Source organism: Puniceibacterium sp. IMCC21224, from assembly GCF_001038505.1.
In the GTDB taxonomy this organism is placed as follows: domain Bacteria; phylum Pseudomonadota; class Alphaproteobacteria; order Rhodobacterales; family Rhodobacteraceae; genus Puniceibacterium.
The window spans coordinates 2,763,706-2,789,163 of the sequence record NZ_LDPY01000001.1; the positions used below are offsets into that span (position 1 = coordinate 2,763,706).

A 25,458-nucleotide genomic window follows, 5' to 3' on the forward strand; every position below is an offset into this window, starting at 1 on the left:
GCGCCCCGCTGACCAGCGCAGTCTATGCCCTTATTATCACACGAGAGAGACGGAATACTGATGGTCAAGCCGATTTCGGATATCCGCCGCCCGGCCATTGTTCAGGCCGCGATCAAGACCATCGGCAAACACGGACTGCCCCTGCCCTCTTACGACCTGATCGCCGAAGAGGCCGACATGTCACGCCAGTTGATCCGGCACTATTTCCCCGATCCCGAAACATTGATGGTCTCGGTCTGTGACGGGTTGGCTGCCGCCTATAAAGAGGCACTGATGAAAGGAATTCTGGCTGCCGACAAAACCGAGCGGCTGCCGATGTTCCTGGATTTCTACTTTGACTTCCTCGCCGGCAAAGATCTGGCCAAACCTGCCGACGACGCAACCTATGATGCCATGATGTCTCTTGCTGCCGGATCGGCCAAAATCCGCAAGAACCTGCATGATCAATATGCTCTGCTGCAATTCACCATCGCGCACGAGGTGCAGATCAGCAACCCGACGCTCAGCCAGTCAGCCTGCCGCGAAATCGGTTATTTGTTTGTGGCGATCATGTATGGCCACTGGAAAATGGTAGCGAGCCTTGGGTTCTCAGCTGAACACAACCGCGTGTCGCGTGCGGCCATCGACCGGCTGATCGCCTCGTATGTCGCCCATTACGACGACCCGGACGATCAGGATCCCTGAGGCACCACAGATGGCGGCAGCCGCATTGTCGCGCTATCGTCGGGATCACTCCGGATCGGGCTCAAAATACGTGGCGCTGTTGATCCGGATCGTTTTGATTGTATCGTCGAGCCGCCTAAGATGCCGCATCCCTGCATCGACCGCCGCCTGCTGATCACCAAGCTTCACCGCGTTTGCGATGCTCTCGTGATCCTCGATCAACAGCTGCATCCAATCACCCTTTGACAACTCCAGTGTGCAAAGTCGATCCACCTTTTCCTTCTCGGTCTTGATAACGTCATAGGCAAAGCTGACCTTACCTACGTCACACAGGGTACGGTGAAAATCATAGTCCAGTCGCGCAAAGGCCGGACGATTTCCGCGCGCAATCGCCGCTTTTTGCAGGGCAAGGCAGGCGTCCAGCGCAGCCCTGCCCGCGTCGTCACATTCCACCGCAGCCCGGCGCAGCGCGGCCGTTTCGACGGCAGCACGGACAAAGCGCGATTTTTCGATCGCGGCTGCCGAGAACTTTCTGACCTCTGTCGCCCTTTTGGGGCGAATCGTGATCAGGTCCATATGTTCCAGTTGATTAAAGGCATCCCGCGCCGGTTGGCGCGACACTCCGAATCGGCTGGCAATTTCGGTTTCCGAAATGCGTGTGCCCGGTAGCAGCCGCATCGACGTAATCTCATCATAGAGATATTCCACAATCCGCTCGACGCTGCTGCGTCGGTCCTTGCCTCGGGTCGCCTGTGGCATCGGATTCCCCTTTCAGGTGCTTCTGCATACAAACATATACCGAAAAAACCAGCGCCGCCATGCAGCCCACGAAAACCGCACCCTGCCGGAAAACATCGCCTGTTTGCCATCGCCTGCAACACCGTGCAGCCACCTGTATCAGGTGCCTTCCCAGCCCTGTCGGCGCAGAAACCTGCGACCAAGTTTAGCGATTTCCTGACCTCGTGGCACCCGGTTTACAACGTATCAACTGATATGCTAGTATGGTTGTTATGCGTGCGTGACAGTGGCTGAGAACGGCAAATCAGTCCTGCCGGGGCCAGTCCTTGTCCACACGGCCTCAGACACCACCAGATGTAAGAGGCTCGCCAGCACGCGCGACCCACATCCGGTGCCATCGAAACTCCGGCGACGTGTCGGCGATCACATTCTGACCTGCCCGGATCAACGCCGGGTCAGGGTATCAGGATGGCATCGCGCACGTAACTCTGGCTCTGTGTTTCAAGATCGTCATAGACAATTTCGACCCGCACCCGCGCGACCGAGCCAAGGTCAAAGCCGAGGTACGTCACACCATCCTCAGGCAACAGGGCATTGGGCGCGGCGCTATCCTCGTGACAGGGTGGCAGCGGCCAGTCCGTCATCGGACCATCGTTGACGCCGTAACGCAGCCCGACAAGCCCGCAGCGCCAGGCAAACAGATGTGTGACATATAGCAAATCCTGCCCGTCATATTCCCGCACCACCACCCAGCTTCCGCTGGTCGCCATCAGGATCGGACGGACCTCGGTCGCGGTGGTGAAACGCCCGGTCGGCGTTTGCGGTTCAGCCACCGGCATGGGGTCAACAACTGCGGTCCGCGCCCCCTCGCCCGGTGCAGCACCTCCACCCAACACACCCGCTATAACAATCAAAATAAACGTCAGCATCTCAATACCTTTCCAATACCACGCCTCTCCCCTGACGCCTCGCGAAATAGCGAAGCCGACTGTTGGCAGGATACCCACGCGCCTGTACTGCTGACACAGCCAGACGAGAAGACAGGCCCCCACAGCCATGCCACAAGACCCGGTCCCGCAGCAAACTGTCAATATCCTGATTGTCGGTCAGGCCGGACGGCTGCAATACGAGGCGCTGCTGTTTGCCGCCTCGCTGCGGCACAGCACCACCGGCACCCGGTTTCGCCTGTTTCTGGCCGAACCGCAGCCCGGTCCGCTCTGGCCCGATGATCCGCGCATCACGGACAGCGTTGTCCGGGATCTGCTGTGCGACCTTGGCGCCACCTTTCTGCCCTTCACATCCCATCACTTCGGCCAGAGTTATCCTTATGGCAACAAAATCGAGGCGCTGTTTGCCCTGCCCGCCGGCGAACCGTTTGTGTTTTTTGACACTGACACGCTGATCACCGGTGATCTGGACACCGTACCGTTTGATTTCGACCGCCCCGCCGCGTCGCTGCGCCGCGAGGGCACCTGGCCGCAGATCGAACTCTATGGCCCCGGCTATGGCGCAATCTGGAAATCGCTCTACGACCGCTTTGGGCTTGATTTTGCCAGCTCGCTGGATCTGAGCCAGCCCGATGAATACTGGCAGCGTTATCTCTATTTCAACGCCGGGTTTTTCTACTACCGCTGCCCGCATGCGTTTGGCCGCCTGTTTCGTGACTACGCGCTGTCGATCCGCGACGATCCCCCGCCCGAGTTGCTGTGTCAGAGCCTTGATCCATGGCTCGATCAGATCGTCCTGCCGCTGGTGATCCACGCCTTGGGTGGTGGGCGGGAGGCGTTGACATCGGGATGGCTCGACGGTTCGGTATCCTGCCATTACCGGCTGCTGCCGTTGCTGTATGCGCGCGAGGATGATCAGGTGGTCGACGTGCTGGAATCCGTGACGGCGCCGCACCGGATCAAGACGGTCCTGGAACGCTATGAGCCATTCAATCGGATGATTTATCAGGGCCGCGGCGCACAGGTGCGCGCGCTGTTTGACCGCACGAATCTGCCCCGTCGCGAACAGGCGATCCGCAACCAGATCAAACGCGAAGGCTACTGGTTGCGCTGACTCACAGCCCCGGCATTCCGTCGCGGCACAGCCACATTGCCCCGTCGCAGCCGATGTCCTAGACCTAGGCAAACATATCGAGGGAGGAACTCCAGATGACTGATGGCCCCAACTACGGCTTTGACACTTTGCAGGTTCACGCAGGCGCGCGACCCGACCCGGCCACCGGCGCGCGGCAAACACCGATCTACCAGACCACCGCCTATGTGTTCCGCGATGCCGAACACGCTGCCGCACTCTTTAACCTCCAAGAGGTGGGCTATATTTACTCCCGCCTGACCAACCCCACCGTGGCTGTTCTGCAGGAACGAGTTGCAACGCTTGAGGGCGGTGTGGGTGCGATCTGCTGCTCTTCGGGGCATGCGGCGCAGATCATGGCGCTGTTCCCGCTGATGAGCCCGGGTAAAAACGTCGTGGTCTCGACCCGCCTTTATGGTGGGTCAATCACCCAGTTCAGTCAGACCATCAAGCGCTTTGGCTGGTCCGCCACCTTCGTCGATTTCGACGACACGGCAGCGGTCGAGGCGGCGATTGACGACGACACCCGCGCGGTGTTCTGCGAATCCATTGCCAATCCGGGCGGCTATATCACCGACCTCGATGCCATTTCGGCGATTTCCGACCGGGCGGGTATCCCGCTGATCGTCGACAACACCTCGGCCACGCCCTATCTGTGCCGCCCGTTCGAACATGGGGCCACGCTGGTCGTCCATTCGCTGACCAAGTACCTCACCGGCAATGGCACCGTGACCGGCGGCTGCGTCGTTGATTCGGGCAAATTCGACTGGACCGCCAGTGACAAGTTTCCATCGCTCTCCGCCCCCGAACCCGCGTATCACGGCCTCAAGTTTGCTGAGACGTTCGGCCCACTCGCCTTTACCTTTCACGGCATTGCCATTGGTCTGCGCGACCTTGGCATGACCCTGAATCCGCAGGCGGCGCATTACACATTGATGGGGATCGAAACCCTGTCCCTGCGCATGCAGCGCCATGTCGAGAATGCGACCCGGATTGCCACCTGGCTCGAGACTCATCCGGCTGTTGACGCGGTGACCTATGCCGGCCTGCCGTCTTCGCCTTACAACGACCGGGTTGCGCGGATCTGCCCCAAAGGCGCTGGCGGGTTGTTCACCATTGCTCTCAAAGGTGGATACGAATCCTGCATCAAGCTGGTCGATTCGCTCGAAATCTTTAGCCACGTGGCCAACCTTGGCGACACCCGGTCGCTGGTGATCCACTCAGCATCGACCACCCACCGGCAGTTGTCACCCGAACAACAGGTCGCGGCGGGTGCGGCACCCAATGTGGTGCGAATCTCGATCGGGATCGAGGACGCCGACGATCTGATCGCCGATCTGGATCAGGCCCTGACCAAGGCGAACAGCTGATAAAACCAAACCGACGCGTCGCATGCGGCGCGTCGGTCAGGCCGTCTGTGTGGTCTGTTTGAGCGTCGCTTGAGCCCGCTCGCACAGAACACCGGCGGGCCTACACGCGTCAGGCCGGACAGGTGGCAGAACCCGTTTTCTGGGCTATTCCCCGATCGAAAACACCATACTCACCGAAGCAGATATCCCGGTCTCACCCTGCGCCACAGGGACATCGGCGGCACGCATCGACATCATCATTTCCGGGCGCGGCACTGCGGTGCCGCCTTCGCTGATTGACAGCACCGGACCCAACGTCAGACCCGCCGCATCAGCATAGATCCCGGCGCGGGCCATCGCATCTTTGACCGCTTTGGCCCGTGCCTGTGCCAGCAGCGGGCCCGGATCCTGCAAGCCAAAATTCAGCCCGTTCAGCGTGTTGGCGCCATCGCTTAGCACCGCGCCTAGTATTTCCCCCAGTTTCGGCAGGTCGCGCACCCGTACCATCACCTGATTGGACGCAGAAAACCCAGTGATCTCGGGGGCGTCCTGCGACGTGGCACGGTTATTCCAAACCGGGTTCAGGGACAGATCCATCGTCTGCACGTCGCCGCCAGTGATCTCGAATCCCTCAAGCCGCCCGAGGATTTTCTGCGTCGCCCCCGAGGTCATGTCCATCGCCGCCGCTGCCGTGTCGGCCTGCGCACTCACCCCTAGGGTGATCGTCGCCATATCGGGTGCGGCGGAAACCTGTCCTTCGCCGCTCACCTGGATCCGGGGGGTGGCAGCGTCCTGCGCGGCCAGCGGCGCAGCGAACAACAGAAAAAGCGGTAAAACCGGGGCAATTGACAGACGGCGCATGACGGATCCCTTTTATGTATCCAACCTAGCCCCAGTTTTGCGCCGCTTCCAACGCCCCTGCAACCGGTCTTTGCTTCCCCTCGGCAAACTCCTGCTGTACATTCTTTTGAGAAGCAGCAGGAGACTCCCATCCAGCCCGGATGAATGCTAAACCCCTTGCCCATGAACCCGAATTTTGCCCTCTCCCTTTCCTTTGACGGCATCACGCTGCTACAGCGGCATGGTGGTGGCTGGGCCGTGGTGGACGAGGTTGCGCTTGACACGCAGGATCTCTCGGTGGCGCTGGCTGATCTGCGCGCTCAGGCCGACGATCGCGACCCGAATGCCCGCGGTGCTGTCAGGCTGGTGATCCCCAACGAACAGATCCGATATCTTGAACTGCCGCATGCCGGACCTGCGGGCCCCGCACGGACCGCCGCGATTGAGGCCGCTCTCGATGGCGCGACGCCCTATCCGGTGTCCGATCTGGTCTATGACTGGACCGACCATGGCGGGCGTCTGAGGGTCGCGGCAGTTGCGCGCGAGACGCTGGAAGAAGCCGAAAGCTTTGCCCGCGGGCATTCCTTTGTCCCCGCCAGCTTTGTCGCCATTGCCCAAAACGGTGCCTTTCAGGGCGAGGTGTTTTTTGGTGCAGCGCAAAGTTGGACAGGCGCGCCGCCGACGCGCGATGCCCGCGCCATCCGCATCGCTGCCTTGCCAGCGGTGTCAAAGCCCGACGTGCCGGTCGCCCCACCTTCGCCCGCATCGCAGCCCGCCAAAGCGACATCTGAGCAACCAGCCCCTCGGCCAGAGCCGGATGTGATTCCCACGCCTGCCCCAGTCCCCAAGACCGAACCAGAGGCTCCACAAGCCCTGCCTGAATCGCACGCAGAACCGGCGGCGGACACCCCACATCCAGACCAGTCTGAGCCTGAGCCTGAGCAAGTATCAAAAGACGTCGCACAGGTGCCAGACGACAGCCCATCGACGGACCCAGAACCGCGTTCTGCCACCCAGACGCCGCGTGAACCGTCCGCCCGCCCACGCAGCAATTTTGCTTTGGAACTGGCGGTCAAACGGGCCAATCGCGACGCTCGTGTGGCGCTTGGCCCCGGCGCTGCCGATCCAGATACGCCGCCGCCCCCAGCCGCAATGCCAATTCCCGCTGCACAGCCACCACTTCAAGTGCCACAACCCGATGCGGCCCCCGAATCGCCCGAGCCCAGCCTGATGGCGCAGCGGGACAGGGTCGCGCGGTCGCCGGCATTTGCCAGCATTCGCGCCACGCGCGACGCACCTGCCCCCCCCGCTATCAAAACCCCAAAGATTGATTCCGGCGCGGAGACCGCTGTGGCGACTCCGGCCTTGCGATTCACGCCGCGCCCCGAAGGACACGAGGTTTCGGACGAAGCCACCCGCGCGCCAATTGCCAGCTTTGACCGTCCCTCGGTCGAGGCTACCGACATGGCCGACGATCCGCCGCCCCCCGCTAAAGCACCACAGGCGCGCGGTTTCGGTTTCTTCAGCCGCCGAACTGCGCCGGTCGTCGCGCCAGAGGCAAACCAAGCCGATGACGATTCGACCTCTGACGCCGCAATGGCTCTTGCGCGATTGGCCAAACTGCGCAGCGGCCCGGCCCCGAAACCCCTGCCAACGTCAAAACCTGGCAAGGGACTGAAACAGGCTGAAAAGGCCGCCGCCGCTGCGACAACCGTCGATGATGCCGAACGCGAGCGTATGACGATCTTTGGCGCGCGCCAGTCGCAGGCCCGCGTCGGCGGCAAGCCGCGCTTCCTTGGCCTGCTGCTGACCGCTGTGCTGCTGCTGTTTCTGGCCGGCGTCGCCGCTTGGGCTTCGGTCTTTCTGGACGATGGGCTTGCCCGGTTCTTTCGCCCGAACGAAGTCCCCACCATTGATGTGGCCAACTTGCCGCTTGGCACCACCGACAGCGATCCCGAGCTTGCCCCCGAACCCGACCTTATGCCTGAGGACCTCGCGACCCTCACCCCCGATACTGCGTCAATAGCGGCGTCACCAATTGAGGAACCGCTGGTCGCACTGCCTGAGGCGCCAGAGCGCGCGCGCGTCATGAGTCCAGAAGAGGCCGCCGCCACCTATGCCGCAACCGGCATCTGGCAACGCGCCCCGCTACCACCCCAAGAGCCGCTGCAAACCGGCCTCGACAACCTGTATGTCGCGTCGATTGACACTGCCGTGCAGCAATTCGACGCCGTGGCTCTGCCCGGTGCGCCGTCGCTGGGGACCGATCCAGGGTTTGTCTCGCTCGCCCCCCCCGCGCCTGCTGGCGTGACCTTTGACCTTGATCCGCGCGGTCTGGTGCGTGCCACAACCGAAGGGGCCATGAACCCCGACGGCATCCTGATCTTTGCCGGGTTGCCGCCTGTGACGCCACCACTGCGTTCGGGTCAGGCGAACATCGCACAACCCGAGACGCCCGCGGCCTCGGCCGAACGCGGCCGCATCCAGGCCCTGCGACCAAAGACGCGCCCCGGTAATCTGATCGAACTGAACGAACGTGCAACGTTGGGGGGGCGCTCTCTGGCCGAACTTGCGGCCTTGCGGCCCAAACTCCGGCCTGAAGTGACCAAGCAAGAGGAAGAGGCCGACATCGGCGCAACCAACCTTGCTATCGCGGCCTCGGTCAAACCGATCCCGCGCCCGCGCGATATCGAACGCATCGTTGAGGAGGCACGGCGCGCCCCAACTCCGACTGTCCAAAGCCCGGATCCGCAATCCGTGCAAGTGGCCGCTATCGCACCGCGGACCGTTGCACCGTCAATCCCCTCAACCGCATCGGTCGCAAAACAAGCGACGGTGCGCAACGCGATCAGCCTGCGCAAGCTGAACCTGATTGGCGTCTATGGCAAACCGTCCAGTCGCCGCGCCCTTGTCCGGCTGTCAAACGGGCGCTACCAAAAGGTAAAGGTCGGTGACCGCATCGACGGTGGCCGTGTCGCCGCGATCGGTGACGACGACCTGCGCTATACCAAAAGCGGTCGCAACGTGATCCTGACAATGCCGCAAGGGTAAACTTGCCCGCTGTTCATTCTTGACCACCTGAGCGGCAAACACCGCCATTTCGTAAGCAGCGTCAAGGGTACCGGTCGGCCGCGACGACGCATCCCGCGCCGGTGCCGCAGGCTGTTCCAGATCAACGGCCCCGCGATTTGCCTTTCGCAGCCAGGTGCCGGGAAATTCAACAAAAACGAGCCTAATCCGGTTGTATTGACCCTGCGCAACCCCGCATCATACCGACAACTAAGCCGAGGGTAATACATCATGGAATCGTTTCTGTATCAGGCAGCGATCTATCTGGCTGCAGCGGTCATCGCTGTGCCTTTGTCGGTCCGGCTCGGGCTGGGGTCAGTGCTGGGATATCTGTTGGCCGGCATTGCCATCGGACCGGCCCTGGGCCTAGTTGCGGCCAGCAACGATCTGCAACACTTCGCCGAATTCGGCGTCGTCATGATGCTGTTCATCATCGGGCTTGAGCTTGAACCCCGCGCGCTGTGGGGCATGCGACACCGCCTGATCGGGATGGGCGGATTGCAGATTGTTCTGACAACGGCGGCCGTGAGCGGGTCTGCCATGGTCCTCGGACTTGATCTGAGCACTTCATTGGCGGTGGGTTTGATTTTTGCGCTCTCTTCGACCGCCATTGTGCTGCAAACGCTGAACGAAAAGGGACTGATGCAAACCAGTGGTGGTCGGTCGGCATTTTCGGTGCTGCTGACGCAAGATATCGCAGTGATCCCAATGTTGATCCTGCTGCCACTTCTGGCCGGAGTGGCCGAGCCATTGCTAAATCCCGATGGATCGATTCAGCGCGCCCCCGTAGCCGCCGATGCCCATCACGGCGCCATGTCGCTGGTCGAAGGGTTGCCAGGGTGGGGCGTCACGCTTGTCACGCTCGGCGCGGTGGCGCTGATCATTTTGGGCGGATCTTATGGCGCGCGTCCGTTGTTCCGCTTTATCCACGCCGCGCGCCTGCCCGAGATGTTCACCGCCGTCGCCCTGCTGATCGTCGTCGGCATCGCCTTTCTGATGCTGATGGTGGGTCTGTCGCCCGCGCTTGGCACGTTCCTTGCCGGTGTGGTTCTGGCCAACAGCGAATTCCGCCATCAGCTTGAATCCGATATCGAACCCTTCAAAGGCCTGCTGTTGGGGTTGTTTTTCATCACCGTCGGCGCCGGCATCAACTTTGGCACATTCCTGGCCGCGCCCTTTACCCTGCTGGGTCTCGCGCTTGGGGTCATGCTGATCAAGGGACTAGTGCTCTTTGGCCTTGCCTGGCTATTCAAACTGCGCGGACGCAACAAATGGCTGTTTACCCTTAGTCTGGCTCAGGCGGGCGAATTCGGCTTTGTCCTCATTGCGTTTTCGATCCAGCAGAATGTTGTGGCCTCTGTTTTGGGCGAACGGCTGCTGCTGGTGGTGGCCCTGTCAATGATGATCACACCGCTGTTGTTCATCGCCTATGACTGGCTGTCGCGTCGCCTGGAGGATGTGACCGAATTGCAGCCCGATGACGAAATTGACGACGAAGGGCCAGTGATCATCGCCGGTGTCGGGCGCTTTGGTCAGGTCGTCAATAGGTTGGTGCAAAGTTCGGGCTTTAAGACGGTGGTGATCGACCACGATCTAAAAACAATCCAGTTGATGCGCCGCTTTGGATTCAAGGGCTTTTTTGGCGACCCGACACGGCCAGAATTGCTGCAGGCGGCGGGTATTGAACACGCAAAGGTGCTGGTGGTCGCGCTGGACAACCCGGCCTCGACCACCAAACTGGTCGCCTTTGCCCGCCAGATGCGCGAGGATCTGCATATTGTGGCGCGGGCCCGCGACCGCACCCATGTCTATGCGCTGTATCAGGCCGGCGCCAACGACATCGTACGCGAGATGTTCGACAGTTCCCTGCGGGCCGGGCGCTATGTGCTCGAAAACGTCGGACTATCCGAATACGAGGCCGCCACCGCCGAAGAAACGTTCTTTCACCACGACCGCAAAACGCTGCGCGATCTAGCCGGGCTATGGGATCCCAACATTCCGCCGGCAGAAAACACCGCCTATATCGAACGCGCCAAAGAGTTGGAGAAAGAGCTGGAAACCGCCCTCCTGTCGACGCTGGAGGCGAAACCGACAAAGGCCGCCTGAACACATAGCCTGTCTTCCGCCCAAGACATAGAAAAACCGCGCCCGGGTTATGGGGGCGCGGTTACTGAGGTCACCGGAAAGGTGCGCATTTTAGATCAGGCAGCGCGACCGACCAGAACCTCGTCTACTTGCTTGGCCGCAGCCAATTCGTCGCCACCAGAGACGGCAGCCACTTCGCGGGTCAGACGTTCCAAGGCGGCTTCGTACAGCTGACGCTCGGAATAGCTCTGCTCGCGCTGATCGTCCGCGCGGTGCAGGTCGCGCACCACTTCGGCAATTGCGATCAAATCGCCCGAGTTGATCTTTTGCTCATATTCCTGCGCCCGGCGCGACCACATGGCCCGCTTGACCTTGGCCTTACCCCTGAGGGTCTTCATTGCCTGGCTGACCACATCCGGTGAGCTAAGCGACCGCATACCGATTTCCGTTGCCTTGTGCGTCGGAACCCGCAGCGTCATCTTGTCTTTCTCAAAGGAAATCACGAACAGCTCCATCGAGATGCCAGCGATCTCTTGCTCCTCGATCGACACGATCTGACCCACGCCATGAGCGGGGTAGACGACGAATTCGTTGGGGCGGAAGTCGGATTTTTTGGTCTTTGTCATTCGTGTATCCTTGCTGCGAAACACACAGCACACGCAGAAATTCAGCCGACACGAAAAAAGCCCGGAAACTGACTGTCTCCGTTCATCTCAGTGTGACGTTCTGGTTTATGCCCCCGGCGGCGACGCAACCGGCAATATGCGCGTGCATGTCATCATTTGTAACACCATCATAACATAAAAACGGGCCCCTTCCTAGGGGTCCGCCAAAACACCGGAATATTGCCGCAAATCAAATGGTTGATGCAGCTTTTCGAACGACCACGTTTGATCGGCGCGAATCGCGTTCAGCCGCCCTCACCCGGTGTTTCCGAAAAATACTTCTCGAGTTTGCCGACCTCGCCATCGCGTTCATCGGCCTCGGGCAACGGATCTTTCTTGGTGATGATGACCGGCCACAATTCAGAGTACTTGCGGTTGAATTCCACCCACTTTTCGGCTTCCGGCTCGGTGTCGGGCCGGATCGCATCTGCGGGGCATTCCGGCTCGCAGACACCACAGTCGATGCATTCATCCGGGTGAATCACCAGCATGTTCTCGCCTTCGTAAAAGCAGTCCACCGGGCACACTTCGACGCAATCGGTGAATTTGCAGGCAATGCAGGCATCGTTGACGATATAGGTCATGGGCGTTTGTTCCGTCGATCGTTTGCAAGCTTAGCTAAAACACAGCGCCGGATCATTCAAGCGCCTCCCCCATGCTTTGACCCATCTTGCGACGATGACGTGTCAGCTGGTCCCGCCTGTCAGCGCGTAAACAATCTGCCGCTAAAATCATCCCCATCGATGCGAATTGCCAAAATATGGCTCGAAACCGGGCTTTGGCCGTCAGGCAGTGGCACCGCAGGACCGCATCCGCCCGCTCATCCAGGCTCTGCACGCTTCAAATATTTGCCGGGGATTCCATCGTCCGCGCTGACACCGCGCAATGTCGATCAACGCGTTGGCAGCGAGTCGCCTTTGGTGGCTGAAGGCGTCGACACCGACTGGCGCTTCGGCTGCACATGCTGGTATCGCCGCCCTCGCCCGATTCCTTAGTGGCGGGGCCGTCACCCCGACCCGTATAAATCGCGGAATCTTGGTATCCGGTCCAACCGAATCGAAGGAACACGGCCAGCGCAGTCATGACGATCATGACGAAAAAGAGCACGGCCATCACCGACCTTTCGAACCGCATCTCGGGCCTGCCCGTTTCAATGTCGCGGTCTGGCTGAGCGATATTGTCATGCCCTGCAGGATCAGCTCGATCTGAATGTGGCCGTGATCGCTCCGCCTGGCGCGGACCTGCCCGTCGGTCCCGTGCATTGTGCCGCCGAGATCACCAACATCGCGGCGCGGAAATGGCTTGACGGCCCTTTGTAAGGGCTACGCGTAGGCTGCGAAAACCGGATTGCGCCCACTGGCTTGGTTGACACCGCCACTTGTGTCGGCCTTTGTGTCGACGATCACAAAGGGCCGTAGCATGACCACATCAGACACCTCCCGCACGCTCGCTCGTACGCTGTTCGACGCCGCTGTCGGTGCGGCAAACCCAGAGCTGGCCTTGCGGCGACAGATCGCGCAGGCCGCGATGCCCCATGGTACCGGACGCACAGTCCTGATCGCCGTAGGCAAAGCGGCACCAGCCATGCTGGCCGAAGCAATGACCCATGTGCGTGGCCCACTTGAGGCGCTGGCTGTCACGCATCACGAAAATACCCGCGACGTGCCCGACGCCCGCGTGATGCGCGCGGGACACCCGGTGCCTGATCAGGCAGGATTTGCGGCGGGCCGTGCAGTCATCGACCTGCTCGACAGTTGCACTGCCGACGATCAGGTGATCGCGCTGATCTCGGGCGGTGGATCGGCGCTGTTGCCCGCCCCGGTCGCCGGGCTCACGCTGCAGGACAAGGCGGCGGTCAATCAGGTGCTGCTGTCTGGCGGGCTTGATATCGTCAAGATGAACATGGTGCGGCAGCAATTGTCCGAACTCAAAGGCGGCGGTTTCTTGCGCCATGCCGAACCTGCGCCGGTGACCGCTTATATCCTGTCAGACGTGATCGGCGACGACCTGCGCGCCATCGCCTCTGGCCCCACGGTCAGCCCGATTGGCACCGCTTCTGACGCCGTGGCCCTGCTCAAGGAGCATGGTTTGTGGGATGCTTTGCCCGTCGCCGCCCGCGCCCATCTCGACAGGAATGTGACGCCGCCTGCGACGCCACAGGCGGACAATGTCCTGATCGGATCGAACCGGCAATCGCTGGCCGCCATGCAAGCAGCAGCTGACTCCGCAGGCTGGCAGGCCCGGATTGTCAGCGATGCCCTTGTCGGTGACGTCGGAGACGCCGCGCGCGAGGTGCTGGCCGCGCTGAAACCCGTCGACACCCCGACAGTTCTGCTCTTCGGCGGAGAGACCACCGTGCGGATCACCGGCACCGGGCGCGGCGGGCGCAATCAGGAGATGGCGTTGCGTGTGGCCATGGAAGCACCTGCCGCGCCCAGCAACTGGACCTTTCTTTCCGGTGGCACCGACGGGCGCGACGGGCCGACCGATGCGGCGGGCGGGATCGTCGATGCGGGTACCAAGGTGCGAATGGCAGCAGCAGGCGCTGATGCTGACGCCCTGCTGGCGAACAATGACAGCTTTGCCGCGCTTGAGGCGGCGGGCGATCTGCTGCTGACCGAAGCGACCGGCACCAATGTGGCCGATGTTCAGGCCTTGCTGATCTGGCCCTGACGCCCCTCAAAGGTTTTCAGCTTGACGCCTGCCGTCTCCAGCGCCGCGCGCACCGACCGCGCAATCTCCAGCGCCGTTTTACCATCGCCATGCAGGCAGATCGTGTCCACCGCTGCTTCGATCCGCTTGCCGCTTTCGGTCAGGATCGCGCCAGCCTGAACCATCGACACCATGCGTTGACCTGCCAGTTCGGGGTCGTGGATCACGGCACCCGGCAGCGACCGATCCACCAGTGTCGCATCGTCGTTATAGGCCCGGTCGGCAAAGATCTCTCCGGCCCAGCGGCACCCCAGATCCTCAACCGCCTCTTGCTGTGCGGTGGCCGACAGCACCATAACGATGATGTCGGGATCAACGTCCAGCGCGCCCTGATAACACGCCCGCGCCATCGCCATATCCGCCGAGGCCATGTTGGCCATCATGCCATGCAGCTTCAGATGCCGCACCTTTCCGCCCGACGCCCGCGCCATCGCCTGCGCCGCACCCAGTTGGTAGCGCACGAGGTTGCGCAGGCTGTCATGGCTTAGCGTCATCGCCCGACGACCAAAGCCCTGGAGATCGGGAAAGCCGGGATGCGCGCCGATGCCGGTGCCATTGGCCACCGCGTCGCGCATCGTTTGCGCCATCACATCCCAGTCACCGGCGTGCAACCCGCAAGCGATGTTGGCCGAGGTGATGACCCGCAGCAGTTCAGCATCCTGTCCCATGACCCAGGGGCCAAAGCTCTCTCCCATATCGGCGTTCAGATCAACGGCTCTGGTCATGTGCTTGGCCTTTCTTTCAAAGATCATCACCAGCGGTCACACCGCTGATCAATTGGTAGGACAACAGGTCGGAAATGTCGTGCGGATCCCGCACCAGCGGCTGCAGGCTGCGCGGCAGGTCTTTGCAATGCTTGCGGAATTTTGCCTCGGCCTCGACCGCTTCGGCCAGTGGGACAAACCGAAACCCCAGCTTTGCCCCCGGCGGAGCCTGCGCCACACGCGGCAGGTCAGCGGGCAAAACGGTGGCGATGCGGGGGTAGCCGCCAGTTGTCTGGCATTCCGACAGCAGCACAAAGGGCGTGCCGTCGCCGGTCACCTGAATATCACCCGGCACGATGATTTCTGACACGACGTTCAAACCACCCTCGACATGAAAACCCGGCCCGTCGCTGGGCATCCGCACACCCATCCGATTGGCACGGGTGTCGCGGGTGAAGGTGGTCGTGGTGAATCGCTTCAGATCATCTGCGGGAAAGAACCCTGTTTGCAGGCTCTCGACCACGCGCAGGGTGCCACCGCGAAACCGGTCATCGCGCGGCAGCAGCATCCCGGCCCGTGACCCCTTGTCCACGCCCAGCGGCAGACGCTGGCCCGCCTCGATCACGCGGCCCAATCCGGCGGTCAGATGGGTAGCGCGCGCGCCCATCGCAGGTTCGGTCCCTATGCCGCCGCCAAGATGCAGATAACCATAAGCGCCCGAAGTCACCGGCCCGATGTCCAGAACAGCCCCCGCAGGCAGCAGATGACTGGCGTTCCACACCAGCGGCGCACCGTCCAGCGTGGCACGCATTTCGCCCCCGGTCAGGGCAAAGCGGGTGTCCTGCGTGACCTCGAACCGGCCGCCCATGCCGGGCATTTCCAGCACGGCAAGGTCATCCGATTGCCCCAAAAGGGCCGCCCCTTCGGCCAGCGCCAGACGGTCGGTGGCACCGCCGCGTGACAAACCAAAGGCAAGGAAGCCGGGCCGACCGCCATCCTGAATGGTAACGCCGGGACCTGCGCGATGAACGATCAGAACGCGCCTCATGGGATCGCCTCCCATTCTGCGCCACCGTTCGGGTCCTGCTCCATATTCGCCAGCTGATCGCCAGCAGTAGGAACAAATTGCACCTCATCGCCGGGGCGCAGGACAAAGGGCGTGTCGCTGTCGGGGCGAAACAGCCGAAACGCGGTCTGCCCGATATGGCGCCATCCGGTCGGTGTCGTCACCGAGAACAGCACCAGTTGACGGATCGCCACGACCAGTGCTGCCATCGGCACGGTCGGTGTCAGCGCATTCTGGCGTGGGATGTTCCACGCCTCGGGCAATTCGCCCAGATAGGGCTGACCGGGGGCGAATCCGATGGTTGTGACCCGCACCCGTGTGCCCGAGATAGAGGCAACCGCCTCGTCCCGCGTCATCCCGGCGAGGGCTGCCGCCTCGTCCAGTTGCGGAGCGAGGTCGGTGCCATAGACTGTGGGAATGCGGAAATACCGCCGACCTTCGGGCAGAGCAGCCTCGGTCCAGTTGGTGCCTTGAAGGAAACCAGTCAGGCGTTGTGTCAGCGTGGCGTGGCTCAGATGCAGCGGATCGAACCGCAGAAAGGTCGAGACCAGCGACGTCGAGGTTTCCTCGACTCCGTCCCAGCCCTCGCCCTCAATCGCGGCGCGCAAGGCAAGGGCTGCACGGTTGGCAGGCTCGCTCAGCCGGTCGCCAAAGCTGACCAGCATACCGTCGATGCCAACGGTTCGGATGCAGGGGAATTGCGTGGGTTCAGACTCTGGCAGTGTCATGGAGCTTCTTTAGCAAAATAGGGGTCAGATACATCGGCACTTGGTAGCATCCGATAAAGATCAGCAGCGGGGCGGTCACGTCGGGCGGCAATGCAATTAGAAACAGCGCTATGTTGCGGTTGCCCGCGATGATCGACACGGGCACGGTCCAGCTGCGCAGGCCCGGCAGGCGGCGCAGCACAACAAAACCCGCGATCTGAAGGCCAAAGTTCACCGCCACAACCGCCGCCATCCACCATGCCAGCCGCTGTGGGTCGCTGCGCGCGAGTGGTCCAATGGCTGACATCAACCCCACAACGATCACGGCCAATGCAAGGGCGTTTGCGCCGTCCAGCGCCCGGCTTTGCGCATCGCTCGGATGGGGCAGCAGCCAGCGCCGCGCGGCAAAGCCCAGCGCGACTGCGGCTAGTGTGACGACGATCAGCCGCAGCGCTGCCTGCACCGCCGCCTCGATCCCGCCAAGCTGCGGCAGCAACCACAGCACCGGAAGCGCGGTCAACGGAAACAACGCTGTTCCCAGTACCAGCAGCCGCATTGCGGGTGCCGGATCGTGCCCCGTCATGATGGCAAAATTCGGCGATCCCGTCACCGACGGCGCCGCCAGCATCAGCACCACCGCCGTCGCCAGCGGCCACGCCAGCAGGTCCAGAGCAGCCAAAATCCCCAGCGCCAACAGCGGCAGCGCGACCTGCAACACAAGGACAAAGCCCAGACTGACCCGCGCCTGCCCCAGCCCGCCCAAAGCCGCGCGCGCGCCGACCCGCAACGCGGTCATGAACAACAGTAACGCTACCAGATGCGGCAGCCACGGCCGCATCGCCGCTGCCAGCTCCGGCAACGCCAGCCCGGCCAGCAACCCAAGCACCAGACAGGCTCGGGCGTGACGCGCAAGGAAATGCAGGAATGACACAGGTCATCGCGCCTCGCGGATGGTATCAGGCAGCCAGAGTGCCAGATCCGGCAGCCAGATCAGCACAAAGACCATCACCACCATGATCAGAAACATCGGCAATGCCGCGCGGGTGATATAGCCCATCTCGTGATCTGTCATGCCCTGCAACACAAACAGGTTGAACCCGATGGGTGGCGTGATCTGCGCCATCTCGACTACCACGACGACAAAAATCCCGAACCAGATCAGGTCAATCCCCGCGCCGCGCACCATCGGTTCGACGACTGCCATGGTCAGTACCACGGACGAAATCCCATCAAGGAACATGCCCAGCACGATGTAAAAAACCAGCAGCGCCATCAACAGCTGGAACCGCGACAGCTCCGTCGCCGAGATCATGTCGGCCAGCGCACGCGGCAGCCCGGTAAAACCCATCGACAATTTCAGGAACGCCGCGCCCGCGAGGATCAGCGCGATCATCGCGCTGGTGCGCATGGCGCCCATGAGGCTGGCGTTGAACGTCTCCCACGTCAGCGATCCCTGCCCTGCGGCGAGCACCAGCCCGCCCAGCACGCCGAACGCTGCCGCCTCGGTCGCGGTGGCATAGCCCAGATACATCGACCCGATCACCACAGTGATCAGGCAGATCACCGGCAGCAGGAATCGCGAATTGCGCAGCTTTTCGGCAAAACTCATGCCGGTTTCCTGCACCGGTGCCCAATCCTTGGCGACATAAGAATAGATCGCAACATAGCCCATGAACATCACCGCCAGCACCAGCCCCGGCACAACACCGGCAAAGAACAGCTGCGTGATCGATTCATTGACCGTAACGCCATAGACAATCAGCGCGAGGCTGGGTGGGATCATCAAACCCAAGGTCGCCGCCCCGGCCAGTGTGCCGATGATCAGTTGTTCGGGGTACTTGCGCGCCCGCAATTCCGGGATCGACATCTTGCCCACGGTGGACAAAGTCGCAGCCGACGACCCCGATACAGCCGCAAAGACTGTGCAGCCAACGATATTGGTATGGACCAGCCCCCCCGGCAGACGGGCGAGCCAAGGCGAAAGACCCTTGAACATATCCTCGGAAAGCCTTGTTCGAAAAAGGATTTCCCCCATCCAGATGAACAGCGGAAGTGCCGTCAGCGTCCAACTTGAGGACGTCGCCCAGATCGTCGTGACCATAACGTCGCCGACCGGGCGCGAGGTAAACAGCTCCATCCCGACCCAGGCAACTCCCATCAGGGCGAGCCCGACCCAGACTCCGGTGCCCAGCAACAGGAACAAAACAAACAGGAACAGCGCGATGGCATATAGTTCGGTCATGTCACTCTCCCATGCTCTGATCGACCAGATCGCGGGTAATACGGTGATCGCCGGTGAACACCACCTGTATCAAATGATCGGTCAGGGCGATGGCCAGAACCCCGCCCCCCAGCACCATCACCGACTGCGGCATCCACAACGGCGTGGCGTCCTGCGACTGCGACACCTCGTGGAATTTCCACGACCAATAGGCGAACCAATAGGCGTAATAGGTGAAATACCACGCGATGGCCGCGCCAAGCGCAAAGCACCAGATTTCAAGGAACCAGCGAATACGCGGGGTCACGGCACCCAGCAGGATCGACACGCGAATATGTGCGCCCCGGTTCAGAGCGTTGGCAAAGGCCAGAAACGACGCTGCGGCCATGGCATACCCCGCATAAGCCGCGCCCCCCGGAAACACCAATCCCGTCCAGCGCGCCAGCATCTGCGCAACGATCAGCACAAGGATCGCGACAAGGCAGACTGCGGCCAGCACACCGGACGCAAGATAAAGCGCATCAAGCCCGCGCCGCAGGGTTCGCAAGAAATTCATGTCAGCATCCCCATAGGGCGGCCCCCAATCGGGGGCCACCTGTTCAGTCACTTATGTGGTGCTTATTCGGCCTTGTAGGCGTCGATGATCGCCTTGCCCGCATCGCCGGCCTGCTCCAGCCATTCGGCCGTCATCGTGTCACCCACGGCGCGTAGACCCGACATCAGCTCTTCGCTGGCCGGTTGCACGGTCATGCCACCTGCGCGCAGCCCGTCATAGGTGAAGTTGGTGTATTCCTTGGCACGGTAGAGGCCCGCATACTCGGCCAGTTCGGCGCAGCCGGTGATCACTGCCTTGGACGCGTCCGACGTGCCGTTCCATGTGTCCGAGTTGACCATGATATAGTTGCGCGGCAGCCATGCATCGACCTGATAGAAATGCGTCAGGCTTTCCCAGACCTTCTGGTCATAGCCCGTCGCCCCCGATGAAATCATCGACTCTGCAACACCGGTGGCAAACGCCTGGCTTAGCTCTGCCGCTTCTATGGTGACAGGTGCCATGCCGGTCAGTTCGGCCAGACGCGCGGTGGCGTTGTTGTAGGACCGGAATTTGACGCCTTTCATATCCTCGACCGAGTTTACTTCTTTCTTGAAGTACAGACCCTGCGGTGGCCACGGCACAGAATAAAGCAGGGTCAGGTTTTGCTCGGACAGGACTTTTTCGATCTCGGGCTTGGCAGCGTCCCAAAGCTTGGCGTGATCGTCAAAGCTGGGCGACAGGAAGGGGATGGAGTCGAACCCAAAGACTGCATTCTCATTGGCATGGCCAGACAGCAGACGTTCACCGATCGGCACCTGGCCGGTCTGGATCGCACGCTTGATGTCGGCACCAGCGAATAGAGATCCGCCGGGATGGGTCACGATCTCGACCTCGCCCATGGTGCCGGTGGTCACGCATTTTGCGAACTCAGCGCCCGTGGCAGAGTGAAAGTTGCTGGCGGAATAAGCCATCGGCATATCCCAGGTCTCGGCCATTGCAGGTGCGGTCAGGGCGGTGGCGCAGGCCAGACCCGTCAGCGTGTTCATAAGTAGTTTCATATTGTTATCTCCCGTGTTGAAAGTCGTACATTAAGAAAACCGCCCCGGTTGATACGGGGTCAGATCGGTGTTGGACGGTTCACCCGTCATCAGACCAGCCAACAGCCGCCCTGTCTTTGGCCCCGCAGTCAGGCCAATGTGGTGATGCCCGAAGGCGGTGTAGATGCCGGTGCTGCGCACCTCTCCGATGCAGGGCAGACTGTCAGCAGTGGCGGGGCGGTGACCCATCCATTCAACTTCGCGACCGTGGGTCAAGCCCGGAAAGGTTTGCCGCATCTTTCGCCGCAACAGCGCAAAGGGGGTCCGCGACGGCGGCACATCCAATCCGCCGAACTCAATAATCCCGGCGCAGCGCAGGCCCGCATCCATTGGCGTGGCGACAAATTTTCCGGCGTTGACCATCACCGACACGCTGGGTCCGTGATCTGCACCCTCAAAGACGATGTGATAGCCCCGCTCGGTCTCAAGCGGAACATTGATCCCCAGTTTCTGCATGAGCGGGCCGGACCAGATCCCGCCGGCGATGACCGCACGGTCGCAGGCAATCGGCCCGTCAGCCGTCAGAACCGCTGAGATGCGATCGCCGTCCAACTGCACATCGTGCACATCTGTCGTTCGGATGCGCCCCCCCATGGCGACAAAATCCGCCGCAAGCGCTGCGACATACCCCCCCGGATCGCGCACATGCCCATGGTCCGACAGCACCGCAAGGCAGCCCACATCAGGCCCGAAATTCGGCTCATACTCCCGCACTGCACCGCCTTCGATGAGTTGCGGTTCAAACCCTGCCTCGGCGCGCAAGCCCCAGGAATACGCCTCGGCATCAAAATCCGCACGATCCCCATAGGCATATACGTACTCACCCGGCACGACATAGCGGCGCGCGGCCAGCCCATCCGTCAGAGACATATGTTGCGCCGCACTGTCGCCAACAATGGGGGTCAGACCCAGCGCAATGCGCCGTGTATCAGCATCATTCGCATGGCTGAGGTATTTCAACAGCCATGGCATCAGGCGCGGCAGATAGCCCCATTTCAGGAACAGAGGCTGGTCGCGGTCGAGCAGCATTCCCGGTGCCTTGCGCAACAGCCCCGGCCCGGTCACTGGCACCATGGCGCAGGCTGCCAGCACGCCGCCGTTGCCATAGGATGTGCCCTGCCCCGGCGCTGTTCGGTCAATCAAGGTCACAAAGGCACCAAACCGGCGCAGCCAGATCGCCGTTGAGACGCCGACAATGCCGGCGCCGATCACGACCACATGTTCTGCGTCCCTTGGCAGAGTGCTCACCTTACCCGGCCTCCTATGGCGGCTGATTCCTTTGGCTCATTCTGGCCCATCGCCGCAACACGTCAACAATTTGTTGACAAATTGTCAGCGTCCTTCAATCTGGCGCCTATGAAACAGCATGATCTTGGGCCCGTGGTCTCGTCTGCGCATCTGGCGAATGGTGCCTTTCCCGAAATCTCGGAATTCGAATTCGGGCTGACGCTGGCGCATAACGCGTTTCAGCGCTGGGTGGTGCGGGCGATGGCGACCGCAGGCCACCCCGGTCTGACCGCGACCGAGGTGCTGGTGCTGCATTCGGTCTATCATCGCGGTCGGCCGAAACGTCTGGCCGATCTGTGTCTGGTACTGAATATCGAAGACACCCATGTGGTGAACTACGCGATCAAAAAGCTCGCCCGGGCGGGATTGGTGCAAGAAGGGCGCAACGGCAAGGAAAAGACCGTGGCCGTGACCGACGAAGGCGCCGCGGCCTGCGACCGCTACCGCGAAATTCGCGAGGCGCTGTTGCTACGTGCCATGGGTGAGCTGGGATTTGAGCCGGAACAGATCAGCCGGTTGTCAACGTTGCTGCGGCTGATGTCCGGGCAATACGATCAGGCTGCGCGGGCCGCGACGACCTATTAGACAACGCAGCCTAGTGCGGCTTGTCGCGTCCCTCATCAAGGTTCAGAACAGCATCCAGCGCCTCTTCGATATCGTCCGGGTCCTGCGAGGGGAGCGCATAACTGCCGCTTAGCCATTTCGACAGATCCACATCGGCACAGCGTTTTGAACAGAAGGGGCGATACGCCGTTACGGTCGGCTTGTCGCAGATTGGGCAGCTCACTTCAGAACCTCGGACAGCGGGATACGGTCACGCTTGCGTTGCAGCTCAAGATTGCCCATCGGCGTCCATCCGACAAGGGTTGTCTCAACCTGATCCGCCTTGATCGCGGCGCGCAATGCGGTCTCGATCTGACGGCGGTCCTTTTTCGGGGTCGGAGCGAGGTCGATGGTGATCTGCCCCCCCAGCCCGCGCAGACGCAGCTGGCGCGGCAGTTCGCGCACCGCCCCCATGTTCGCCTTGAGCCCGGCAGCAGGCGACGTGTCGCCACCGGTATTCACATCCACCGCGATCAATGCGCGGGTTGGCTCGATATACATCGACCCTTCGCCCAGCGGCACATGCGCCCCGCGCAGCGCCTCGATCGCGTCCAGGACACCGCCATGTTCAAAACAACCGGACTCGGTGATGACTTCGGCCGGATCAGTCCAGTCACGCCATGCCAGTGCATGCGGGCCGTCGCCTTCGACCAGGGTTTCGGCCTCACCCGACGCATCCGCCATCACCTGCGCGGCCAGGGTCGCCATGGCACCGATGTCTTCAGCTATCTCATCCGGGTCGGCCCCGGCACAGGATGACCGCAGGATCAGACCGGCCTCACCAGTCATCACCTCATGCGCGATCTCCAGCAACGACACGCGCACCTCTTCATCACGGATGCTGCGCGAAATGTTGATGCCAGGCGCTTCGGGGGTAACGATGGCGTAGCGGCTTTTGAACAACACGCGGTTGGTCACGGGGATTGCCTTGCCCGATTCGGCATAGCCGGTGACCTGCACCAGCAGCGGCTGACCGGGTGACAACCCCTTGATCTGGCGCAGATAGCAGGGACCATCGGGGCTGTTGAGGAACATGCCCCCCTGCCCTTTCATCGGGCGCATCGCTATCGCGCGATACAGCGTACCGGGACGCGGCAGATCGGTGTCGACCAGCAGATCCTGAAGCCGACCGTCCACCATCAGCGCGGCAGCCTCGACCCCGTTCAAATGATCAAGAGCAATGGTGCGACCCTTCATGGTCTTTCCTTCCAGAGCGGATAGCCCGCCGCCCGCAGCAGATGCGCAGTTTCAGCCAGCGGCAGACCGACAACAGCAGTAAAGCTGCCCGAGATCCACGGAATCAGGGCGCCCGCAGGCCCCTGAATACCATATCCGCCGGCCTTGCCCTGCCAATCATTGGTGGCAAGATAGGCGTTCAATTCTTCGTCCGACAGCGGCTTCATCTTGACAGCCGTCACTACATCGCGCTGCCAGAGCCGTTCACCGCACCGCACCGCCACCGCCGTTATCACCCGGTGACGGCGCCCCGAGAGCGCCAAAAGAAACTGTGATGCCTCGCCCGCGTCGCGCGGTTTGCCCAGAATGCGGCGACCCAGCGCCACCGTGGTATCAGCTGACAGGACGATATCATCCTTGTCCGCCACCACGGCGCGGGTTTTTTCAGCCGCTATGCGGATGCAATAGGGGCGCGGCAGTTCGCCCTTGTGCGGATCTTCGTCGATGTCGGGCGGGCGAATATCATCCGCCACCACACCAAGCTGCGCAAGCAGCTCCCGCCTGCGCGGGCTGCCGGATCCAAGGATCAGTTTCATGCCATAGTCCCGCGCACCAGGCGGGCCAGACGACCCGATGAGGCGCGCAACAGCATGAAACGCTTACTTAAAGCGGTAATTGATCCGACCCTTGGTCAGATCGTAGGGGGTCATTTCGACCTGTACTTTGTCGCCTGCGAGGACACGGATGCGGTTCTTGCGCATCTTTCCTGCCGTATGTGCGATGATCTCATGGCCGTTTTCAAGCTCGACCCGGAACGTCGCATTCGGCAGGAGTTCCTTGACGACACCGGGAAATTCGAGCGTATCTTCCTTGGCCATGGTCTCTCCTGAGTTGCCGACTCTGCTTAAGATGCAGAATGCAGCCCTAGATGGGCGCAATGTCAGCAATTTTCAAGGGCAAAATCAGCGTATATCCACAACAGGCGCAGCGGCATCACGCCCGGACTGATCATCCCAGTGCAGCCGGTTCAACACAACGCCATCGGCGCGCACCTGCGCGATGTGGGCCGGGTCGACATTGGCATAGGTCCATCCAGATTGATTCAGCACCCCCTCGGCCAGCACACCTGTCGCCGGGAAGCCCACATCGGGCGGGCCAAAGATGCCGCCCATGCCGGTGTTGGTGTCCACCGCTTCGGACCACGCCGCAGGGCCAACGGTCGACGACATGACCGTCACACATTGCTGTTCCAGCGCCCGCGCCATCGACCCGATGCGCACCCGCCAGTAGCCGGTCAGCGCCTCGGTGCAGGACGGTACGAGGATCAGGTCAGCCTGCATAAGCGCCCGTGCCAAAAGGGGATATTCGCTGTCATAACAGATCAGAATACCGATCCGGCCCAACGTCGTGTCGAACAGAGATAGCGGCCCACCGGCCACGACGCCCCAGACCTCGCGTTCAAACCGTGTCATGATCTGCTTGTCCTGCTGCGCCCTTTGGCCCGTTGGCGTAAAGAACCGGGCGCGGTTAACCGGGCGCGGACCAATGGCCGGGTCAAACACCGGAGCCGACGCCGCCAGGATATGCACGCCGTAGGTCTGTGCCAGCGCAGCATGGAGCGCATCGGCATCAACCACGCGATCAGACACCGCATGCAGCGATGCTTCGAGGTTCGCGGCCACGTCCAAACCGGCGAGTGTTGCCAGCTCCATCGCGCCATATTCAGGAAACACCAGCAGGTCCGCGCCCTGCCCCGCGGCTTTGGCGACCCAGGATTCGATCTTTTGCGCGTAAGCGGCCCAATCGGGCAGGATATCCATCGGGTATGCAGCAGTGGCGATTTTCATTGTGTTTTCCGTAAG

At 61.7% G+C, this 25,458-nt stretch carries 25 protein-coding genes; 7 read left to right on the plus strand and 18 right to left on the minus strand.

The genetic code is table 11. From position 1 onward, the window contains the following. Nucleotides 1-60: 60 nt before the first annotated feature. Complete coding sequence (locus tag IMCC21224_RS12765; RefSeq protein ID WP_047995681.1) at nt 61-684, plus strand: TetR/AcrR family transcriptional regulator; 624 nt, start codon at nt 61-63, stop codon at nt 682-684. Nucleotides 685-729: 45 nt separating this feature from the next. Here the strand turns inward: IMCC21224_RS12765 and IMCC21224_RS12770 are convergent, their stop codons facing one another. Together IMCC21224_RS12770 and IMCC21224_RS12775 are read right to left on the minus strand one after the other, a co-directional pair. Further along, nucleotides 730-1,422 carry a GntR family transcriptional regulator gene (locus IMCC21224_RS12770; protein ID WP_047995682.1) on the minus strand — a complete coding sequence of 231 codons (693 nt, stop codon included), beginning with the start codon at nt 1,420-1,422 and terminating at the stop codon, nt 730-732. 434 nt (nt 1,423-1,856) lie between these two features. After that, nucleotides 1,857-2,330 carry a hypothetical protein gene (locus tag IMCC21224_RS12775; protein WP_197089204.1) on the minus strand — a complete coding sequence of 158 codons (474 nt, stop codon included), beginning with the start codon at nt 2,328-2,330 and terminating at the stop codon, nt 1,857-1,859. 127 nt (nt 2,331-2,457) lie between these two features. Here IMCC21224_RS12775 and IMCC21224_RS12780 point away from each other — a divergent pair, with 127 nt between their 5' ends. Both IMCC21224_RS12780 and IMCC21224_RS12785 read left to right on the plus strand, forming a co-directional pair. Beyond that, nucleotides 2,458-3,462, plus strand: a complete 1,005-nt coding sequence (locus tag IMCC21224_RS12780) for a hypothetical protein (protein WP_047995683.1) — start codon at nt 2,458-2,460, stop codon at nt 3,460-3,462. 95 nt (nt 3,463-3,557) lie between these two features. After that, nucleotides 3,558-4,850 (plus strand): O-acetylhomoserine aminocarboxypropyltransferase/cysteine synthase family protein, encoded by a 1,293-nt coding sequence (locus IMCC21224_RS12785; RefSeq protein ID WP_047995684.1) that lies wholly within the window; start codon nt 3,558-3,560, stop codon nt 4,848-4,850. Between the two features lie 144 nt (nt 4,851-4,994). On the opposite strand, the gene IMCC21224_RS12790 is transcribed toward IMCC21224_RS12785, so the two are convergent. Next, nucleotides 4,995-5,690, minus strand: coding sequence for an SIMPL domain-containing protein (locus IMCC21224_RS12790; RefSeq protein WP_047995685.1), 696 nt, complete (start codon nt 5,688-5,690; stop codon nt 4,995-4,997). Nucleotides 5,691-5,834: 144 nt separating this feature from the next. Here IMCC21224_RS12790 and IMCC21224_RS26525 point away from each other — a divergent pair, with 144 nt between their 5' ends. Both IMCC21224_RS26525 and IMCC21224_RS12800 read left to right on the plus strand, forming a co-directional pair. After that, nucleotides 5,835-8,720 (plus strand): hypothetical protein, encoded by a 2,886-nt coding sequence (locus IMCC21224_RS26525; protein ID WP_156178255.1) that lies wholly within the window; start codon nt 5,835-5,837, stop codon nt 8,718-8,720. 249 nt (nt 8,721-8,969) lie between these two features. Beyond that, the gene (locus IMCC21224_RS12800; RefSeq protein WP_047995686.1) at nt 8,970-10,844 is read left to right on the plus strand and encodes a monovalent cation:proton antiporter-2 (CPA2) family protein; all 1,875 of its coding nucleotides are present in this window, start codon (nt 8,970-8,972) and stop codon (nt 10,842-10,844) included. Between the two features lie 95 nt (nt 10,845-10,939). Here IMCC21224_RS12800 and IMCC21224_RS12805 read toward each other — a convergent pair whose 3' ends face one another. Together IMCC21224_RS12805 and fdxA are read right to left on the minus strand one after the other, a co-directional pair. Next, nucleotides 10,940-11,449, minus strand: coding sequence for a CarD family transcriptional regulator (locus IMCC21224_RS12805; protein ID WP_047995687.1), 510 nt, complete (start codon nt 11,447-11,449; stop codon nt 10,940-10,942). Between the two features lie 284 nt (nt 11,450-11,733). Beyond that, nucleotides 11,734-12,072 (minus strand): ferredoxin FdxA, encoded by a 339-nt coding sequence (gene fdxA / locus IMCC21224_RS12810; RefSeq protein WP_047995688.1) that lies wholly within the window; start codon nt 12,070-12,072, stop codon nt 11,734-11,736. Nucleotides 12,073-12,907: 835 nt separating this feature from the next. On the opposite strand from fdxA, the gene IMCC21224_RS12820 reads away from it, so the two are divergent. Further along, nucleotides 12,908-14,161, plus strand: coding sequence for a glycerate kinase (locus IMCC21224_RS12820; protein ID WP_047995690.1), 1,254 nt, complete (start codon nt 12,908-12,910; stop codon nt 14,159-14,161). On the opposite strand, the gene IMCC21224_RS12825 is transcribed toward IMCC21224_RS12820, so the two are convergent. The 8 genes from IMCC21224_RS12825 to IMCC21224_RS12860 all read right to left on the minus strand — a co-directional run bounded on the left by IMCC21224_RS12825 (nt 14,137) and on the right by IMCC21224_RS12860 (nt 21,778). Beyond that, entirely contained in the window at nt 14,137-14,925 is a 789-nt protein-coding gene (locus IMCC21224_RS12825; RefSeq protein WP_047995691.1) for a LamB/YcsF family protein, read from the minus strand. The genes IMCC21224_RS12820 and IMCC21224_RS12825 overlap by 25 nt on opposite strands. 16 nt (nt 14,926-14,941) lie before the next feature. Then, nucleotides 14,942-15,952 (minus strand): biotin-dependent carboxyltransferase family protein, encoded by a 1,011-nt coding sequence (locus IMCC21224_RS12830; RefSeq protein ID WP_047995692.1) that lies wholly within the window; start codon nt 15,950-15,952, stop codon nt 14,942-14,944. Continuing rightward, entirely contained in the window at nt 15,949-16,698 is a 750-nt protein-coding gene (locus IMCC21224_RS12835) for an allophanate hydrolase subunit 1 (protein ID WP_047995693.1), read from the minus strand. Before IMCC21224_RS12835 ends, IMCC21224_RS12830 begins: the two co-directional genes overlap by 4 nt. Further along, nucleotides 16,679-17,608 carry a hypothetical protein gene (locus IMCC21224_RS12840; protein ID WP_047995694.1) on the minus strand — a complete coding sequence of 310 codons (930 nt, stop codon included), beginning with the start codon at nt 17,606-17,608 and terminating at the stop codon, nt 16,679-16,681. Before IMCC21224_RS12840 ends, IMCC21224_RS12835 begins: the two co-directional genes overlap by 20 nt. Before the next feature lie 3 nt (nt 17,609-17,611). Then, nucleotides 17,612-18,919 (minus strand): TRAP transporter large permease, encoded by a 1,308-nt coding sequence (locus tag IMCC21224_RS12845; protein WP_047995695.1) that lies wholly within the window; start codon nt 18,917-18,919, stop codon nt 17,612-17,614. 1 nt (nt 18,920) lies between these two features. Beyond that, the gene (locus tag IMCC21224_RS12850) at nt 18,921-19,454 is read right to left on the minus strand and encodes a TRAP transporter small permease (protein WP_047997105.1); all 534 of its coding nucleotides are present in this window, start codon (nt 19,452-19,454) and stop codon (nt 18,921-18,923) included. A gap of 62 nt (nt 19,455-19,516) precedes the next feature. Beyond that, nucleotides 19,517-20,491: a TRAP transporter substrate-binding protein gene (locus IMCC21224_RS12855; protein ID WP_231582076.1), complete on the minus strand. Its 975-nt coding sequence runs from the start codon at nt 20,489-20,491 to the stop codon at nt 19,517-19,519. Nucleotides 20,492-20,521: 30 nt separating this feature from the next. Next, nucleotides 20,522-21,778 (minus strand): FAD-binding oxidoreductase, encoded by a 1,257-nt coding sequence (locus tag IMCC21224_RS12860; protein ID WP_231582077.1) that lies wholly within the window; start codon nt 21,776-21,778, stop codon nt 20,522-20,524. Between the two features lie 108 nt (nt 21,779-21,886). Between IMCC21224_RS12860 and IMCC21224_RS12865 the strand changes: the two genes are divergently transcribed. Then, the gene (locus IMCC21224_RS12865) at nt 21,887-22,402 is read left to right on the plus strand and encodes a winged helix DNA-binding protein (protein ID WP_047997107.1); all 516 of its coding nucleotides are present in this window, start codon (nt 21,887-21,889) and stop codon (nt 22,400-22,402) included. 10 nt (nt 22,403-22,412) lie between these two features. Here IMCC21224_RS12865 and IMCC21224_RS12870 read toward each other — a convergent pair whose 3' ends face one another. From IMCC21224_RS12870 to IMCC21224_RS12890, 5 genes are all read right to left on the minus strand, one after another. After that, on the minus strand, nt 22,413-22,604 hold the full coding sequence (locus tag IMCC21224_RS12870; protein ID WP_047995697.1) for a DNA gyrase inhibitor YacG: 192 nt from the start codon (nt 22,602-22,604) through the stop codon (nt 22,413-22,415). Continuing rightward, nucleotides 22,601-23,617 (minus strand): ribonuclease E/G, encoded by a 1,017-nt coding sequence (locus IMCC21224_RS12875; protein ID WP_047995698.1) that lies wholly within the window; start codon nt 23,615-23,617, stop codon nt 22,601-22,603. Before IMCC21224_RS12875 ends, IMCC21224_RS12870 begins: the two co-directional genes overlap by 4 nt. Beyond that, nucleotides 23,614-24,192, minus strand: coding sequence for a nucleoside triphosphate pyrophosphatase (locus IMCC21224_RS12880; RefSeq protein ID WP_047995699.1), 579 nt, complete (start codon nt 24,190-24,192; stop codon nt 23,614-23,616). The genes IMCC21224_RS12875 and IMCC21224_RS12880 overlap by 4 nt, the downstream gene beginning before the upstream one ends. A gap of 63 nt (nt 24,193-24,255) precedes the next feature. Further along, a complete protein-coding gene (infA, locus tag IMCC21224_RS12885; protein ID WP_005978431.1) occupies nt 24,256-24,474 on the minus strand; it encodes a translation initiation factor IF-1 in 219 nt (72 codons plus the stop codon). Nucleotides 24,475-24,558: 84 nt separating this feature from the next. After that, on the minus strand, nt 24,559-25,443 hold the full coding sequence (locus IMCC21224_RS12890) for a carbon-nitrogen hydrolase family protein (RefSeq protein WP_047995700.1): 885 nt from the start codon (nt 25,441-25,443) through the stop codon (nt 24,559-24,561). Between the last annotated feature and the right edge of the window lie 15 nt (nt 25,444-25,458).

What these genes read in the sequence shown, in the direction of transcription:
- IMCC21224_RS12785 (WP_047995684.1), top strand. Translation starts at nt 3,558, where the DNA reads ATGACTGATGGCCCCAACTACGGCTTTGACACTTTGCAGGTTCACGCA.
- IMCC21224_RS12835 (WP_047995693.1), bottom strand. Translation starts at nt 16,698, where the DNA reads ATGACACTGCCAGAGTCTGAACCCACGCAATTCCCCTGCATCCGAACC.
- infA (WP_005978431.1), bottom strand. Translation starts at nt 24,474, where the DNA reads ATGGCCAAGGAAGATACGCTCGAATTTCCCGGTGTCGTCAAGGAACTC.
- IMCC21224_RS26525 (WP_156178255.1), top strand. Translation starts at nt 5,835, where the DNA reads ATGCTAAACCCCTTGCCCATGAACCCGAATTTTGCCCTCTCCCTTTCC.
- IMCC21224_RS12865 (WP_047997107.1), top strand. Translation starts at nt 21,887, where the DNA reads ATGAAACAGCATGATCTTGGGCCCGTGGTCTCGTCTGCGCATCTGGCG.
- IMCC21224_RS12805 (WP_047995687.1), bottom strand. Translation starts at nt 11,449, where the DNA reads ATGACAAAGACCAAAAAATCCGACTTCCGCCCCAACGAATTCGTCGTC.
- IMCC21224_RS12850 (WP_047997105.1), bottom strand. Translation starts at nt 19,454, where the DNA reads ATGAATTTCTTGCGAACCCTGCGGCGCGGGCTTGATGCGCTTTATCTT.
- IMCC21224_RS12780 (WP_047995683.1), top strand. Translation starts at nt 2,458, where the DNA reads ATGCCACAAGACCCGGTCCCGCAGCAAACTGTCAATATCCTGATTGTC.
- IMCC21224_RS12775 (WP_197089204.1), bottom strand. Translation starts at nt 2,330, where the DNA reads ATGCTGACGTTTATTTTGATTGTTATAGCGGGTGTGTTGGGTGGAGGT.
- IMCC21224_RS12830 (WP_047995692.1), bottom strand. Translation starts at nt 15,952, where the DNA reads ATGAGGCGCGTTCTGATCGTTCATCGCGCAGGTCCCGGCGTTACCATT.
- IMCC21224_RS12770 (WP_047995682.1), bottom strand. Translation starts at nt 1,422, where the DNA reads ATGCCACAGGCGACCCGAGGCAAGGACCGACGCAGCAGCGTCGAGCGG.
- IMCC21224_RS12765 (WP_047995681.1), top strand. Translation starts at nt 61, where the DNA reads ATGGTCAAGCCGATTTCGGATATCCGCCGCCCGGCCATTGTTCAGGCC.
- IMCC21224_RS12820 (WP_047995690.1), top strand. Translation starts at nt 12,908, where the DNA reads ATGACCACATCAGACACCTCCCGCACGCTCGCTCGTACGCTGTTCGAC.
- IMCC21224_RS12875 (WP_047995698.1), bottom strand. Translation starts at nt 23,617, where the DNA reads ATGAAGGGTCGCACCATTGCTCTTGATCATTTGAACGGGGTCGAGGCT.
- IMCC21224_RS12825 (WP_047995691.1), bottom strand. Translation starts at nt 14,925, where the DNA reads ATGACCAGAGCCGTTGATCTGAACGCCGATATGGGAGAGAGCTTTGGC.
- IMCC21224_RS12855 (WP_231582076.1), bottom strand. Translation starts at nt 20,491, where the DNA reads ATGAAACTACTTATGAACACGCTGACGGGTCTGGCCTGCGCCACCGCC.
- IMCC21224_RS12890 (WP_047995700.1), bottom strand. Translation starts at nt 25,443, where the DNA reads ATGAAAATCGCCACTGCTGCATACCCGATGGATATCCTGCCCGATTGG.
- IMCC21224_RS12845 (WP_047995695.1), bottom strand. Translation starts at nt 18,919, where the DNA reads ATGACCGAACTATATGCCATCGCGCTGTTCCTGTTTGTTTTGTTCCTG.
- IMCC21224_RS12800 (WP_047995686.1), top strand. Translation starts at nt 8,970, where the DNA reads ATGGAATCGTTTCTGTATCAGGCAGCGATCTATCTGGCTGCAGCGGTC.
- fdxA (WP_047995688.1), bottom strand. Translation starts at nt 12,072, where the DNA reads ATGACCTATATCGTCAACGATGCCTGCATTGCCTGCAAATTCACCGAT.
- IMCC21224_RS12790 (WP_047995685.1), bottom strand. Translation starts at nt 5,690, where the DNA reads ATGCGCCGTCTGTCAATTGCCCCGGTTTTACCGCTTTTTCTGTTGTTC.
- IMCC21224_RS12880 (WP_047995699.1), bottom strand. Translation starts at nt 24,192, where the DNA reads ATGAAACTGATCCTTGGATCCGGCAGCCCGCGCAGGCGGGAGCTGCTT.